At 71.9% G+C, this 14,008-nt stretch carries 12 protein-coding genes; 9 read left to right on the forward strand and 3 right to left on the reverse strand.

Translation table 11 applies throughout. From position 1 onward, the window contains the following. Nucleotides 1–131 precede the first annotated feature (131 nt). A complete protein-coding gene (locus ACIBK6_RS11075) occupies nt 132–710 on the reverse strand; it encodes a hypothetical protein (protein ID WP_399050773.1) in 579 nt (192 codons plus the stop codon). Nucleotides 711–843: 133 nt separating this feature from the next. On the opposite strand from ACIBK6_RS11075, the gene ACIBK6_RS11080 reads away from it, so the two are divergent. Next, nucleotides 844–1,521, forward strand: coding sequence for a response regulator transcription factor (locus ACIBK6_RS11080; RefSeq protein WP_399050775.1), 678 nt, complete (start codon nt 844–846; stop codon nt 1,519–1,521). Next, the gene (locus ACIBK6_RS11085) at nt 1,514–2,986 is read left to right on the forward strand and encodes an ATP-binding protein (protein WP_399050777.1); all 1,473 of its coding nucleotides are present in this window, start codon (nt 1,514–1,516) and stop codon (nt 2,984–2,986) included. Before ACIBK6_RS11080 ends, ACIBK6_RS11085 begins: the two co-directional genes overlap by 8 nt. On the opposite strand, the gene ACIBK6_RS11090 is transcribed toward ACIBK6_RS11085, so the two are convergent. Further along, a complete protein-coding gene (locus tag ACIBK6_RS11090; RefSeq protein ID WP_399050778.1) occupies nt 2,918–3,979 on the reverse strand; it encodes a helix-turn-helix transcriptional regulator in 1,062 nt (353 codons plus the stop codon). The genes ACIBK6_RS11085 and ACIBK6_RS11090 overlap by 69 nt on opposite strands. A 115-nt stretch (nt 3,980–4,094) precedes the next feature. Between ACIBK6_RS11090 and ACIBK6_RS11095 the strand changes: the two genes are divergently transcribed. The 7 genes from ACIBK6_RS11095 to ACIBK6_RS11125 all read left to right on the forward strand — a co-directional run bounded on the left by ACIBK6_RS11095 (nt 4,095) and on the right by ACIBK6_RS11125 (nt 11,034). Further along, nucleotides 4,095–4,937, forward strand: a complete 843-nt coding sequence (locus ACIBK6_RS11095) for an NAD(P)H-binding protein (RefSeq protein ID WP_399050780.1) — start codon at nt 4,095–4,097, stop codon at nt 4,935–4,937. A 601-nt stretch (nt 4,938–5,538) separates the two neighbouring features. Continuing rightward, the gene (locus ACIBK6_RS11100) at nt 5,539–7,461 is read left to right on the forward strand and encodes a bifunctional metallophosphatase/5'-nucleotidase (protein ID WP_399050781.1); all 1,923 of its coding nucleotides are present in this window, start codon (nt 5,539–5,541) and stop codon (nt 7,459–7,461) included. Nucleotides 7,462–7,800: 339 nt separating this feature from the next. Then, entirely contained in the window at nt 7,801–8,292 is a 492-nt protein-coding gene (gene crcB, locus ACIBK6_RS11105) for a fluoride efflux transporter CrcB (protein ID WP_399050783.1), read from the forward strand. Next, the gene (locus ACIBK6_RS11110) at nt 8,289–8,636 is read left to right on the forward strand and encodes a DUF190 domain-containing protein (RefSeq protein ID WP_399050785.1); all 348 of its coding nucleotides are present in this window, start codon (nt 8,289–8,291) and stop codon (nt 8,634–8,636) included. Before crcB (ACIBK6_RS11105) ends, ACIBK6_RS11110 begins: the two co-directional genes overlap by 4 nt. Further along, the gene (gene crcB, locus ACIBK6_RS11115) at nt 8,633–9,007 is read left to right on the forward strand and encodes a fluoride efflux transporter CrcB (RefSeq protein ID WP_399050786.1); all 375 of its coding nucleotides are present in this window, start codon (nt 8,633–8,635) and stop codon (nt 9,005–9,007) included. The genes ACIBK6_RS11110 and crcB (ACIBK6_RS11115) overlap by 4 nt, the downstream gene beginning before the upstream one ends. Then, nucleotides 8,998–10,185 carry an MFS transporter gene (locus ACIBK6_RS11120; RefSeq protein WP_399050787.1) on the forward strand — a complete coding sequence of 396 codons (1,188 nt, stop codon included), beginning with the start codon at nt 8,998–9,000 and terminating at the stop codon, nt 10,183–10,185. The genes crcB (ACIBK6_RS11115) and ACIBK6_RS11120 overlap by 10 nt, the downstream gene beginning before the upstream one ends. Nucleotides 10,186–10,347: 162 nt before the next feature. After that, the gene (locus ACIBK6_RS11125; protein ID WP_399050788.1) at nt 10,348–11,034 is read left to right on the forward strand and encodes a hypothetical protein; all 687 of its coding nucleotides are present in this window, start codon (nt 10,348–10,350) and stop codon (nt 11,032–11,034) included. 100 nt (nt 11,035–11,134) lie between these two features. Here ACIBK6_RS11125 and ACIBK6_RS11130 read toward each other — a convergent pair whose 3' ends face one another. Beyond that, nucleotides 11,135–13,798 carry a WD40/YVTN/BNR-like repeat-containing protein gene (locus ACIBK6_RS11130; RefSeq protein ID WP_399050790.1) on the reverse strand — a complete coding sequence of 888 codons (2,664 nt, stop codon included), beginning with the start codon at nt 13,796–13,798 and terminating at the stop codon, nt 11,135–11,137. Nucleotides 13,799–14,008 lie beyond the last annotated feature (210 nt).

Raw genomic sequence — 14,008 nt, forward strand, 5'->3', positions numbered from 1 at the left:
GCGCGCCTCGCGCTCGAAGCCGGACAGTGCTCAAGTGGAGGGAAAAATAGGGGAGTTGAGCGGACACCACACCGTTCGGCATCCGTCCTGCCGGGGCTGGGCGGATGCCGAACGGGTCGTGGCGGTCGCGGTCAGCGGGCCGTTTCCGGGCCCTGCTCCGCGACGGTGTTGCTGGTGACCGTGCCGTCGGCGCCGGCCAGCGTCACCGCGTGCCGGACGCCGTCGGGGCCCAGCACCACGGCCTGCCAGGCGCTGCCGCCACCCTGCTGGGCGACCACCCGCAGCGATTCGACCTTGCCGCCGGAGACGGCACCCGCCGCCTTGTCCACGGCCTGCGCGGCCGGCAGCGCGGGCAGCGGTGCCGGGGCCTGCGCGAGTCCGCCGGCGGCGGAATCCCAGCGGCCCGGCCCGGCCTCCCGCGCCTTCTTCGCCCCGGCACGGCCGTCCATCTCCGGCCCGTCGCGGTGGCCCCGGCCCTCGGCCGCGAACCGGCCGCCGGCCCGCTCCTCGTGGTGGTGCTCCGCCACCGCCGCGGCCGCCGCACCGCCGCCGATCAGCACCACCAGCGCGAGCGCCACCCAGCGCGTACGGCCCTGACGGGTCAGCCGGGTGAACCGGCCGCGGCGCCCCGCCGCCTTGCCGGTCGGCCCGGCAGCCTCCTCGCCCGGACCCGCGGGGTGCTCGGAAGGCTGGGGATTGGACTGAGTCATCTGACTGCTCCTCGTGTTCCACCGGACACGCGCCCGGCTCGGACCGAGCATGCGGGGAACATGCTGAAGCTTTGCTGAAGCGACCTGAAGAACCCTTCAGCAATCCGGCGACGCGACCTGAGAACCTTGACCCATGCGCGTACTGGTGGTGGAGGACGAGCGGCGGCTGGCCGCGGCCCTGCAGCGAGGGCTCCAGGCCGAGGGCTTCTCGGTGGACGTCGCCCACGACGGCCCGCAGGGCCTGTGGCTGGCGGGTGAGCACGACTACGACGTCATCGTGCTCGACATCATGCTGCCCGGAATCAACGGCTACCGGGTCTGCGCCCGGCTGCGCGCCGCGGGCTGCGAGTCCGGCATCCTGATGCTCACCGCGAAGGACGGCGAGTACGACGAGGCGGAGGCCCTCGACACCGGCGCCGACGACTTCCTCTCCAAGCCGTTCTCGTACGTGGTCCTGGTGGCCCGGCTGCGCGCGCTCATCCGGCGCACGGGGCGGCGCAGTCCGCAGATCATGGAGTTCGGCGACCTGGTGATCGACCCGGCCCGGCAGCGGTGCACGCGGGGCGGGACCGAGGCCCGGCTGACCTCGCGCGAGTTCGCGGTGCTCGTGCATCTGGCCCGCCGCGCCGGTGAGGTCGTGCCCAAGCGGGAGATCCTGGAGCAGGTGTGGGACGCCGCCTACGAGGGCGACCTGAACGTCGTCGAGGTCCACGTCAGCGCGTTGCGCCGCAAGATCGACGCCCCCTTCGGGCGGGCCGCGGTGGAGACCGTGCGCGGGGCGGGCTACCGACTGGCGGCCGACGGTGGCTGAGCAGGACGGGCCCGGCGGCGCCACGCCCGACGCCACGCCCCGCCGAGCCGTCGTCCGGCTCCGGCAGCTCGCTCGGCTCCCCCACCCCGTCCGGCTCCGCCACCTCGCGCGGCGGCTCCGGCCCCGGTCCGTGCGGGCCCGCGCCACCCTGGGCGCGTCCGCCGTGGTCGCGCTGGCGCTCGGCGTCGCCTCCTTCGGGCTGCTCGGGCTGCTGGAGAACAACCTGACGCGCAACGCCCAGACCGACGCCGAACGACAGGCGGTCCACATCGCCGGACTCGCGGCCGAGGGCCGGCTCGACGCCGTGCTGACCCCGGACCGCGGCACCGATTTCCTCCAGGTGGTAGACGCCCACGGCCGGGTGCTCGCGGCCAGCCCCAACCTGACCGGCCGCCCCGCCCTTTCGGCCGCCCGCCCCAGCGCGCCGGGCACCGTACGTGGCACCTGGAACGGCAGGCCGGTGCGCGAGGAGCACCGCCAGCGCGTCGTCCAGGTCACCACCGCCACCGGGAGCGGTCTCGTCACCGTGTACGCGGGCACTTCGCTGCGGGAAGCCGACGCGGCGGACGAGTTCATCCGGGCCGCGCTCATCTTCGCGGTGCCCCTGCTCGTCCTCACCGTCGCCCTGGTCACCTGGCGGGTCACGGGCTGGGCCCTGCGCCCCGTCGAGGCGATCCGGGCCGAGGTCGCCGAGATCAGCGACCGCGATCTGCACCGCCGGGTGCCCGTGCCGCCCAGCCAGGACGAGATCGCCCGGCTCGCGGCCACGATGAACTCCACCCTGGACCGCCTCGAAGCGTCCGTGATCCGCCAGCGCCAGTTCATCGCCGACGCCTCGCACGAACTGCGCAGCCCGATCACCGTGCTCCGTACGCAACTTGAGGTCGCCCAGGCCCACCCCGACCCCGACCTGTGGGGCGAGCTCGTCAGCGGGGCCCTGGAGGACACCGTCCGGCTCCAGGACCTGGCCGCCGACCTGTTGCTGCTGGCCCGGCTCGACACCGCGCAGGCACCCCCTTCCGCCGCGGTCGACCTCACGGAAGTCGTCCGGGAAGCGGCCCGTGCGCGCAAGCGGGACCGGGTCCCGGTGGACACCGAGATCGCTCCGGGGGTCACCGTGCGCGGCAGCTCGCTGTGGCTCGCGCGGCTCGTCACCAATCTGCTGGACAACGCGCAACGCCACGCCGACCACAGGGTTCTGCTCGCCCTACGGGTGGACGAGGCCCACCGGGCAGCGGTGTTGGAGGTCCGCGACGACGGACCGGGCATCCCGCCCGCGGACCGTGAACGGGTCTTCGAGCGCTTCACCCGGCTCGACGACGCCCGCAGCCGAGACCAGGGCGGATCGGGCCTCGGCCTGGCGATCGCCCGCGACATCGCCACCCACCTGGGCGGCTCACTCACCGTCCAGGACTCGGGGCCGGGAGCCCATCTGGTGGCCCGGCTCCCGCTGGACAGCGCCTGACGTGCCGATGTGGGGAGGTGCGTCGGCGCGCGGGGTCTGTGCTCGCGGGGGAGGCCCGTAGATCTCCGCGAGCTCCCCGGCCAGCGCGGCGAGCCGCTGCCGGGCCTCCGGCGGTGCCAGGACTTCGACGCGTCGGCCGAGCCCGGCCAGCTGGGCGGCGACGACCTCGGGTGACGGCCCGTCAACTTCGATTTCCAGCTGCCCGTTGGGCAGTGCCCGCCCGATGCGCATACGGCCGCCGAACAGTCCCCGCAGGACTGTCTCGGCATCTGCTGCGGCGCGGGCGTGGACGGTCGCCGCGAGCATGCGGTCCTCCATCCGCGCGGCCAGCGATCGCCAGGCCTCCGCGAGGTCGAACCCGTCCGGCCGTACGGCGGGTTCCCCGGTCGGCTCGACGTGCGTGACGCGGCTGAGCCGGAAGATCCGCAGCCCGCGGTCGGTGTCAGCGACCAGGTACTCGGCGCCCGCCTTGGAGGCGAGGCCCAGTGGATGCACGGTTCGCTCGTCGGCGGGGCTGCCGGGGCGGGCGTACCCGAGCCGGATCTGTATGCCGTCCACCACCGCATGCCGCAGCGTGTCGAGGTGCGATGCCCGGGCGGCGACGGGGGAGCGCGACCAGTCCGTGCCGTCGGCGACCTGGGCCCTTGACGCGGCCTCGGCGCCGGAGCGCAGGGTCGACGGCAGGGCCCGTACGAGTTTGCGCAGTGCCGTCCGTGCCGCGGGCGTTGTCGACAGCGGCCCCGCGACGAGGAACAGCGCTCGGATCTCGTCCGCCGTGAGCCCGGTGAGGTCGGTGCGGGCACCGCCGACCAGCGACCAGCCGCCGCCGCGTCCGCGCTGCGAATAGACGGGGACTCCGGAGGCGGCGAGCGCCTCCAGGTCGCGCCGTGCCGTGCGTTCGGACGTCTCCAGCTCCGCCGCCAGCTCGGCCACGGTCACCCGCCCACGGGTCTGAAGGAACAGCAGGGTCGCCACCAGACGGTCAGCTCTCATGCGGATCATTCTCTCCGGGAAACTGGCCAGAAGATGGCCTGTTCAGCCTCGATGCTGAGGTCAATGACCGAAACCGCGGGCCCAACGGGCCGGCGACCGGATTGGGGAACTGATCATGATCGTAGTAACCGGAGCCACCGGAAACGTAGGCCGTCCGCTCGTGCGTGCGCTCGTCGCGGTGGGGGAGCGGGTCACCACCGTGTCCCGTCAACTCCCGCCAGTAGAAAAGGGGTTGGCGGGCGTACGTCATGTCCGGGCCGACCTGGCCGAACCCGAGAGCCTCAAGTCCGCACTCGACGGCGCCGACGCGCTCCACCTCCTCATCGCCGGAGGCGGTGAGGGCGTGGACCCGCACGCCGTCCTCGGCGCGGCGAAGTCCGGCGGGGTCCGACGCGTGGTCCTGCAGTCCTCCCAGATCGTCGGCACCCGACCCGGTGCCGTCTCCCACCAGCACCTCGCGGCGTTCGAGGACGCGGTGCGGCGGTCGGGTCTTGACTGGACGGTTCTGCGGCCGGGCGGCTTCCACTCCAACGCCTTCATGTGGGCGGAGTCGGTCCGCTCCCACCGGACCGTGGCCGCACCCTTCCCCGACACGGGGCTTCCGGCCATAGACCCGGCCGACATAGCCGAGGTCGCGGCCCTGGCGCTGTGCGACCCGGCTCACGCGGGGCGCACCTACGAACTCACCGGCCCCGCGCCGGTCTCCCCGCGCGAGCAGGCGCGGGCGATCGGCGACGCGGTGGGGAGCGCGGTACGGTTCATCGCCCTCAGCCGCGACGAGGCGCGGGCGCAGTTGTCGCGGTTCATGCCGGAGCCGGTCGTGGACGGCACCCTCGCCGTCCTGGGCGAACCCTCGCCCGCCGAACAGCGGGTGAGCCCGGCCGTCGAGCAGCTCCTGGGGCGCCCGCCCCGCGCGTTCGCCGAGTGGGCGGCCCGCAACAGCGCGGCGTTCCGGTGACGGGCATGTGTCGAGCTGTGGCCGAATCCTTGGCATTGTCTCAACTCCCCTGAGCAGACGCTGATTTGGCGGCGGGCCTGCGGGGACAATCTCAGCGGGTGCAGTTCCGCGAATGGAGCCGGACGCCGCCATGGCGCGGCGGCTCGGCGGCGGGGCGAGCCGCAGGGACGGGGAAGGGCGGCCTTCGATGAGGAGAGATCGACCCCGGCCCGTCCCGGACGCCGTTGGGACCGGCCTGCCGAATGGGATCCGTATCGCGTCCGCATTCCCCGAGCGGCGGGCTCGCATTCGCCCGGCCGGTGCCCAAGTACGTTTCACATGTACTGATTTCAGTTCAGCAACTGGTCATGCGACACATCCTCCGAGTTACGCGCAGCTTTCTCTCTCCGTGTGGTTCGTGCGGTTGAGTGGACCCTGTCGGCGGCTCGGAGGCGGTGCTGGTCGCTCGGCGGTCTGTCATGGAGTCCGGCAGTCCCGCCGTGTCGCATTCCTTGTGCCCACGATCAGCGGATTTCGAGTCGCGTAGTTCTCCAGGCCGCCAGGTGGGGAGCCGGAACATCGCTCCCGGCAGGGTCGCGTAGTTTCGAATGAGGGAGTCGAAATGTGGGGCGTGGGTCGACGTAGCTTCTTGACCGCGGCGGGATCACTCGTGACGATGGCGGCGACGGGCACTCCGGCACTGGCCACCGGCGACGCACACGACGCCGCGAGCGCATCCGAGTACGTGGACGTGCAGTTGCTCAGCATCACCGACCTGCACGGCTATCTGCAGGCCCCGCCCGCCGGGGACGCGGTCATCACCGGCGCGGGCGGGCAGCGGTTCACCGTCGGCGGCGTCGCCTACCTCGCCGCCCACCTGGAACGACTGCGGTCCGGACACACCAACTCGCTGTTCTTCGCGCCGGGGGACCTCTTCTCCGGCTGGTCGTTCGCGGCCGCGTCACTGGCCGACGAACCCACTATCGAGGCGCTGAACCGGATGGGGCTCGACTTCGCGACGGCGGGCAACCACGAGTTCGACCGCAGCCCCGGGTTCCTGATCGACCACATGGAGCACGGAAGACCGTACGCCGGCCGGGGGTGGACGAACAGCTTCCCCGACTCCACCGGACGGACCTTTCCCGGCGCGAACTTCCGTTACTACTGCGCCAACATGCTCTGGGGGGATTCCGGAAAGACCGTCCTTCCCCCGGTGAATGTGGAGTGGGTGCAGGGCCCGGGCGGCCGACGGCTGCCGATCGGATTCATCCACCTGACGGTCACCGGAACCGAATCCTTTCCGACCTCATTCCAGACGGCATTGCGCATGCTGGACGAGGTGGAGACCGCGAACCGCTATGCGGCGCAGCTCAAATCGCAGGGAGTCAACGCGATTGTGCTGAGCATGCACGACGGGGCGGTGGCCGGGAGCGATTTCAACAGCGGGACCGCGCCCACGGGGCCCGCCTACGACCTCGCGCTCGCCGTGTCGTCCGACATCGACGCGATCGTCACCGGGCACTGGCACTGCGCGTTCAACATGATGGTGCCCGACCCGGCGGGCCGGCCCCGGCCGTTCGTCGAAGCGGGCTGTCACGCGCAGATCATCAACGAGATCAACCTCCGCCTCGACCCGGTGACGGGAAGTGTCGTACGGGCCCTCACCACGTCGACCAACCATCCCAACACTCACGATGTGACGCCCAATCGGGACCTGAAGGACACCTCCGACTACTGGACCGGGTACGCGCAGAACCGGGGCGCGACCCGCATCGGCCGGCAGACCGCGTCGTTCACCCGCACCCTCAACGGCGCGGGGGAAAGCACGATGGGCAACCTCGCGGCGGACTGGGCGCTGTGGGCCGGGGGTCAGCCGCTGGACCCCTTCGACACCGGGAACATCTACTCCAACGACCCGGCCGAGCTGGCCCTGATCGCGATCGCACCGCGTCAGGGACCCACCGTCGTCAACGACGACCTCACCCTCGACGCCACCGTCCAGGGCGCGGTCTCCTACACCAAGGCGTTCAACGCGGTGGGCTACGGGGACCCCATCCTCACGGCCACCGTCACCGGCCAGAGCATCCACGACGTGCTGGAACAGCAGTGGGCGATGAAGGGCAACGTCCTCACGTACGCGCCGCTCGCCGTCTCGCACAACGTGCGGTACACCTTCGACGCCGCCGGGTCGGTGGGAAACCGGGTGAACCCGGCGGACGTCCTCATCGACGGCACCCCGCTCGATCCGCAGGCCACCTACCGGCTCGCCACCACGGCGTACACGCTGACCGGGCAGGACGACTACCCGGCCCTGCTCGACCACACCGAACCCGTGCGGCACACCCGCGACTTCGAGTCCTTCATCGCGTACGTCCAGAGCCAGTCCGTGCTCACCCCCGCCCCCCTCGGCCGGGTCTCCGCGCGCAACGCGACCGCCCTGCGCGCGGATTCCGGACGCCTGACGCCGCTGCCCAGAACCCGCGACGCGGACGTCACTCCCCGCGTGGCGGTGGCGCGCGGAAACGGCGGCCCGGGGCGCTGCTGACCGGTGCGGATCACTGGCGGGCGCAGGAATGCGGGGTCGGCGAACGCCGCGTTCCTCCCGGCCGCCCACTCGGGCGCGGCCACCGCCCCCCGTCACCCCGGTCCCTGACCGTGCGCCCGGAACGGTGCCGGTTGGCGAGCGGGCGAGGCCGGGCGCTAGCCTTGGGGGAGCGGTGATCCCCTGTGGTCGCCGCGCGGCGGTGGGGCCCGCCGTACCCGAACCGCGGCATCCGCGCCGCCAACGGTCCCTACTTGCGAGCCCGTGCGCCCGGAGTGCGGTCTCCCCTTGCTCGAACGAAGCTGAGAGCTCGGGGAAGGGTGCCCTGCAGGTAGGAGACGTATGTCCAAGGGAGCCCAGCAGTCGCGGGCGGCCTTCGAGCCCACCGGCCCCGATGCCGAGGCGGCCGTGCCCGCCCAGCGGCGGGACATCGCGCGCGGCCTCGGCCCGGTCGTGGCGGTGGTCGCCCTCGGCGGGTCGATCGGCGCCTGCGCCCGCTACGGGGCCTCGCTCCTGTGGCCCACCGCGCCCGGGGCGTTCCCCTGGACCACACTCCTGGTGAACACCCTGGGGTGCGCCGTGATCGGCGTGTTCATGGTGGTGATCACCGATGTGTGGGCGGCACACAGGCTGGTGCGGCCGTTCTTCGGGACCGGCGTGCTCGGTGGCTTCACCACCTTCTCCACGTACGCCGTGGACATCCAGAAGTTCATGGCCGGCGGACAGGCGCGCACCGCCCTGGCCTATCTGGCGTTGACGCTGCTGACGGCGCTCGCGGCGGTGTGGGCTGCGGTGTGGCTGACGCGCCGCGTACTGGTGTGGAGGCGGCGATGACCAGACTCACCGGCCGGGCCCTGCGGGTCACGATCTTCATCGGCGAGACCGACCTGTGGCACCACAAGCCCGTGTACAGCGAGATCGTGCACCGCGCCCACGCGGCGGGGCTCGCCGGAGCCAGTGTGTTCCGGGGCATCGAGGGCTTCGGCGCCTCCTCCCTCATCCACACCCAGCGGCTGCTGTCGCTGAGCGAGGACCTGCCCGTGGCGGTCGTCATCGTGGACGACGAGGAGCGCATCCGCGGCTTCCTGCCGCAGCTCGACGAACTCGTCGCGGAGGGCCTGGTCGTCCTGGACGACTGCGAGGTCATCCGGTACGTGGGCCGGGAGCGTGCCAAGTGAACTGGCTGTTCGTGGTGTTGGGGGCGGGCATCGGCGCGCCGCTGCGGTTCCTGACCGACCGCACCGTGCAGAAGAAGCACGACACCGTGTTCCCCTGGGGCACCTTCACCGTCAATGTGGTGGGCTGCCTGGTACTCGGCCTGCTCACCGGCGCGGTCACGGCGGGCGCCGCGTCCTCGCAGGTGCAGCTGTTCGTCGGCACCGGACTCTGCGGAGCGCTGACCACCTATTCGACCTTCTCGTACGAAACGCTGCGGCTCGCCGAGGACGGGGCGAAGCTCTACGCCGCGGCGAACATCGTCGTGAGTGTCGTGGCCGGACTCGGCGCGGTCTTCATGGGGGTGGCGCTCGCCGAGGTGCTGTGGGGCTGAGCCCGGCCGCGGCGGGCATGCGGCCATGGCGGTTTGTGGTCTGGTTCGGCACGGTCAGCCTCCTCGCGGACTTCGTTTACGAGGGCGCGCGCTCGATCACCGGCCCCCTGCTCGCCTCGCTCGGCGCCTCGGCCCTCGTCGTCGGTGTCGTCACCGGAGCGGGCGAGGCGGCGGCACTCGGGCTGCGGCTGGTCTCCGGCCCCCTGGCCGACCGCTCGGGCCGGTTCTGGGGATGGACCATCGCCGGATACGCCCTGACCGTGGCCGCGGTTCCGGTGCTCGGCCTGGTCGGAGTGTTGTGGGCGGCCTGCGTGCTGGTGATCGCCGAACGGGTCGGCAAGGCCGTGCGGTCCCCGGCCAAGGACACTCTGCTGTCGTACGCGACCGCCGCGACCGGCCGGGGGCGCGGCTTCGCCGTCCACGAGGCGATGGATCAAATCGGCGCGCTGATCGGCCCGTTGACCGTGGCCGGAGTGCTCGCGCTGACCGGCGGCGACTACGCTCCCGCGCTCGGAGTGCTGGCGGTGCCCGGCGTGGGCGTGCTCGCGCTCCTGGTCTGGTTGCGGCGGCGGGTCCCGGACCCCGGCGCGTACGAACGCGAGGCGGTGGCCGGACCGGGCTCCGCGCCGGACGGCCGGCTGCCCGCCGCGTTCTGGATGTACGCCGCGTTCATCGCCGCCACCACCGCCGGATTCGCCGGCTTCGGGCTGCTCTCCTTCCACCTCGTCGAGCGCGGCATGCTCGCGGTGGCCTGGGTGCCGGTGCTGTACGCGGGCGCCATGGCGGTGGACGCGCTCGCCGCGCTGGCCACGGGATGGGCGTACGACCGCATCGGGCCACGGGTGCTCGCGGTGCTGCCGCTGCTTGCCGCCGCCGTTCCCGCGCTCGCCTTCACCCGCACCCTCGTCACCGCGGTGTGCGGCTCGCTGGTGTGGGGCGCGGCCATGGGCATCCAGGAATCCACCCTGCGTGCCACGGTCGCCGACCTCGTTCCGGCTGGGCGGCGGGCCACCGCGTACGGGGTCTTCGCGGGCGTCATCGGCGCCGCCGGGCTGGCGGGCGGGACCCTCACCGGAGCCCTGTACGGCTACTCGATCCCCGTACTCGTCGCCGTGGTCGCCGCGATCCAGGCCTGCGCCCTTGCGCTGCTTGCCGCCCTGCGGATCAAGGGCGGCTGACCCGGCCGCGGAGCGGTCATTTGGCATCTACAGCCGCGTAGACGGTCATATCGCGCTCGCCGGTCCGTCACCTGGAAGCCCGCCGCCCGACACGCCGCCTCCGGTCCGCGGACTCTCGCGAGCTGGTGTCCTCGCCGGGGTAGAGGGCCTAGGGTCGGCGATGTGCTGCATATCGTCGAGGAACTCGCCGGCCCGGGTCCGCTGCGCATCTGTGCCCATGCCCCTGCCGACGGAAACACGGGGACCGGACTGCGGGTGCTGCTGGTGGCGGACGTGCTGGCGCGCGTCGTGGAACTGCGCGGCAGAGCGGTGCTCGTGGGATGGACCGGCCCGCGGCACACATCGGCCGCAGCCGCTGGAATCCGGCCCGCCGACGCCCAGGGCGACCACGCGCGGATCACCGAGGCGTTCGGCGGCCCGCCCGGCGTCCGGCTCACCACCGAGACGTACGAGGGCGAGGGCGTCGCCTGCCTGCAGATCGGCGAAGCCGCTCTGCCCGCGACCGAAGGCCTCGACCTGCTGGCCGTACGCCTCCTGCTGCTCGGGCATCCGTACGAGGAGCCGGTCGCGGCCACCGCCGACGAGATCGGCGAAGCCGGCCGCACGCTCGCCCGCTGGCGGCGTGCCGTGGCGCGCTGGGCCGAGCAGCCGTCGAAGCCGATCCCCGCCGACCTCCGGAGCACGGCCCGCGCCGCTCTGGACGCCCGGCTGGACACCCCCGCGGTCCTCCGCCTGCTGCACGCACTGGAAACGGCATCCGACGTACCGCCGGGTGCCAAGTTCGAGACCTTCGCTCATCTGGACCGGGTCCTGGGACTGGAACTCGTCCGGGAGGTGGGCACCCACTGACGCGTCCGGACGGCATGTGCCATGCATGCCGTGCTCTCGTGCGACAAACCTGGCGGGCCGGTGTGTGCCCCACACACCGGCCCCGCGTTCAGTGGTGCGGTCAGCCGTTACGGCCCTTGAGGCGGCGCACGTCGAACGACCGGATGCCGCGTCCGTGGGTGGCGGCATACAGGTTGTTGTCCGGGCCGAGCTTCAGCTGGAGCACGGCCGTGGTGGGCAGCTCGCTGCCGAGCACCTTCCACTGGTCCGCGCCCGCGGGGCGGTAGAAGACGGCGAGGTCGGTGCCGAGGGCGAGTCCTCCGCCGGGGAGGAGTTTCACCGTGTTCGCGGGCACGTCGGGCAGGTTCGCCGAGAGGTCCGCCCAGTTGGCGCCGCCGTCACGGGACTCGAAGACGTGGCCGATACCTGCGCCGGGGCCCTCGGTCCACTTCCGTGAGAAGCCGTTGACCGCGACATACACGTGCTGGGCGTTGGCCGGGTCGACCTCGAAGCCCGAGATGTAGCGGTTCGGGACGGTGCCGTCGACGGGGAGGCTGAGCTGGTGCCAGCCGGTCCCGTCGGCGTTGCCGACCGCGATGCCCCGGCTGAAGCCCTTGCTGTCGCAGGGGCCGCACCAGCCGACGTAGACCGTGCCGCCCGACGATGCCACCGCGGTGGCCACATGCCCGCCGCCGAGGTCGTACGCGCTCTTCCACTCCGCACCCGACCGGATCGCGAAGCCCTTGTTCTGCACCCACACATGCCGGCCGCCCGCGACCCAGGTGTTGCTGTCCTTGGTGTCGGAGGTGATCGGCGCGATGAAGCGGGCGCCCGCGCCGCCCAGGTCCTTGTCCGGCGGGGCGACCTCGTACTCGGTCGCCTTGGCCGGATCGGTGGACCAACTGCCGTCGTTCACACCGCAGTTCTGGGTGACCCACATATCGAGGTAGACGTATTCCTGGGCGATGTCGCAGCCGTTGCCCGGGTCGGTGATGGTGTCGCCGCCGTCGCCGCCGAAGTTCGAGCCCATCACCTTGTCGCGGCCGCGCAGGATCGACTGGCCGTTGTCCTGCAGCCCGCCGGTGACCGAGACGCCGCCATAGGTGAGGTCCTTGCCGACGCCCAACGAGTAGTACTGGAGTGTGTCGATGGTGCCGTCGTTGAGGGACTGCCAGTCCTTGGCATGGCCGCCGGAGTCGACCGCTCCGTTCAGCGGGCGGCGGTAGAGCCCGCCGTCATTGCCCACATAGGCGTAGCTCTGGCCCTGGTAGCTGCCGATCGCGACCGCGTGCTGGTCGGAATGTGTGGTCGGCGAACAGTCGCCGGTCTGCTTGGCCGGGTCGATGCTCCAGCACGGGAACGGGAAGTTCCAGTACGGGCCGGGGGTGACCCAGCTCGTGCCGCCGTTCTTGGTCTCGAAGACCTCTTCAAGGCCCAGGTACACGTGGTCGGCGTTGTTCGGGTCGACCTGGAGGAACTGGTTGTACCAGGACTGGATGCCGGGCAGGTAGCCCGCGCTCTGCAGCGCCGAGCCGGATGCCTTCAGCTTGGTGTAGTCCGCTATCAGCGTCCACGGCCCGAACGGCGACCCGGACGTGGAGACGTACACGCCCTTCAGGCCGCTGTCCGGGTTGGACGCCATCTGCGCCGGCGACTGGTCGATGGCGTACAGGCGCGAACCGTCGGCCGCCGCGCCGAACGTCATATTGCCCACGTCGGCGCTGCTCGTCGGCAGATCACCGATGCCGGACACCGGCTTCCACTCGCCGCCCTGCCTGCTGTAGAGCCCGTTGTACGTGTCGCCACCACGCCAGCCGATGGCGAGCAGCACCTTGCTCGGGTCCTTCGGATCCACCGCGATGTCATTGGCGATGTTCTTGTACGGGGCCGAGGGGTCGGCCGCCTTGGAACCACCCGGAAGATAGTCGGGGTTGGGGGCGAACTCCAGCTTCCACGGGCCCGAGAGGGCGGTGGTGGAGTGTGACCACACGCCCCGGCTGGTGGCCGCCCACACGGTGGTTCCGGCGAACCGCAGGGCGTGGATCGTGGTGCTCTCCAACTCCGCGCCGCCGACCCGGCCGCCGGGCTGGAACTGACCGTGCCCAGGATCGGAGAGGACGTAAACTCCCGTCCCCACGAAGGAGGTTGCCCCGGTGTTGGACTCGCCGGTCGCGTACCAGAGCCGGTTGGAGCCGTCCAGGGCGAGGGTGCCCGTGGACAGCGAGGGCAGTTTGTCGGCGATCGGTTGCCAGTTGCCGCCACCGGTCTTCGAGCGGAACACACCGCCGTTGGCGCCGCCCGCGTACACATAGCCCTGGTCGTCGGCGGCGAGCCCGGTCATGCGGCCGGTGACCTTCCCCGAGCCGCCGCTGGAGTTGGAGTTGATGTCGCGGTAGCGCGGGTCGTCGGAGTCGTACGCCTTCGACGTGACATGGCCCCAGGCGCCCTGCGTGTGCCGCATGGACTGCAACTGGGCCCAGGCCGCCCCGTAGGCGCCGGGCGCGACGACGCCGGGTGCGGTACGCGCTTCGGTGTACTGGGCGGTGGATTCGGCGGAGTTCTGCGCCTCGTCGGAGCCGCCGTCGCCGCCGTCCGGTGTGAGGCCCTTGGCCGACTTGGAGCGGATCTGCTGGGTGTGCTGCTTGCCGATATCGGCCTGATGACGCGCGTTCCAGGGTCTGGGTGTAGTGGAACCCGTGGCCGCGAAGGCCTGAGCGCCGACCAGGCCGAACGCGGCGGCCGCGACGGTACAGGTGATGTACCGCCGCCGATGCCGTTGGGGCATCTGCCTTCTCCTCCCTGTGGCGGGCACCGGATGCGGCCCGACCGCCGAGAGGGAATCCTGGCGTGGACGCGTCAGTAGGGGAAGGGGAGGTTCGATCAATTCGCGGCCAAGATACGGCAGTTGGCGATAGCGCTCAGGGGGCGGCGGGGAGCTTGACGGCACCGCCCGCTTCGCCGGCCACCGCGACGTCTCCGGTCCGCACCGGCACAC

Origin of the sequence: Streptomyces sp. NPDC050485 (assembly GCF_044458185.1) — a bacterium.
GTDB lineage: Bacteria > Actinomycetota > Actinomycetes > Streptomycetales > Streptomycetaceae > Streptomyces.

Coding starts and splice junctions, on each gene's coding strand:
- ACIBK6_RS11110 (WP_399050785.1), top strand. CDS start 8,289: ATGACCAGACTCACCGGCCGGGCCCTGCGGGTCACGATCTTCATCGGC.
- ACIBK6_RS11075 (WP_399050773.1), bottom strand. CDS start 710: ATGACTCAGTCCAATCCCCAGCCTTCCGAGCACCCCGCGGGTCCGGGC.
- ACIBK6_RS11095 (WP_399050780.1), top strand. CDS start 4,095: ATGATCGTAGTAACCGGAGCCACCGGAAACGTAGGCCGTCCGCTCGTG.
- crcB (WP_399050783.1), top strand. CDS start 7,801: ATGTCCAAGGGAGCCCAGCAGTCGCGGGCGGCCTTCGAGCCCACCGGC.
- ACIBK6_RS11100 (WP_399050781.1), top strand. CDS start 5,539: ATGTGGGGCGTGGGTCGACGTAGCTTCTTGACCGCGGCGGGATCACTC.
- ACIBK6_RS11080 (WP_399050775.1), top strand. CDS start 844: ATGCGCGTACTGGTGGTGGAGGACGAGCGGCGGCTGGCCGCGGCCCTG.
- ACIBK6_RS11130 (WP_399050790.1), bottom strand. CDS start 13,798: ATGCCCCAACGGCATCGGCGGCGGTACATCACCTGTACCGTCGCGGCC.
- ACIBK6_RS11090 (WP_399050778.1), bottom strand. CDS start 3,979: ATGAGAGCTGACCGTCTGGTGGCGACCCTGCTGTTCCTTCAGACCCGT.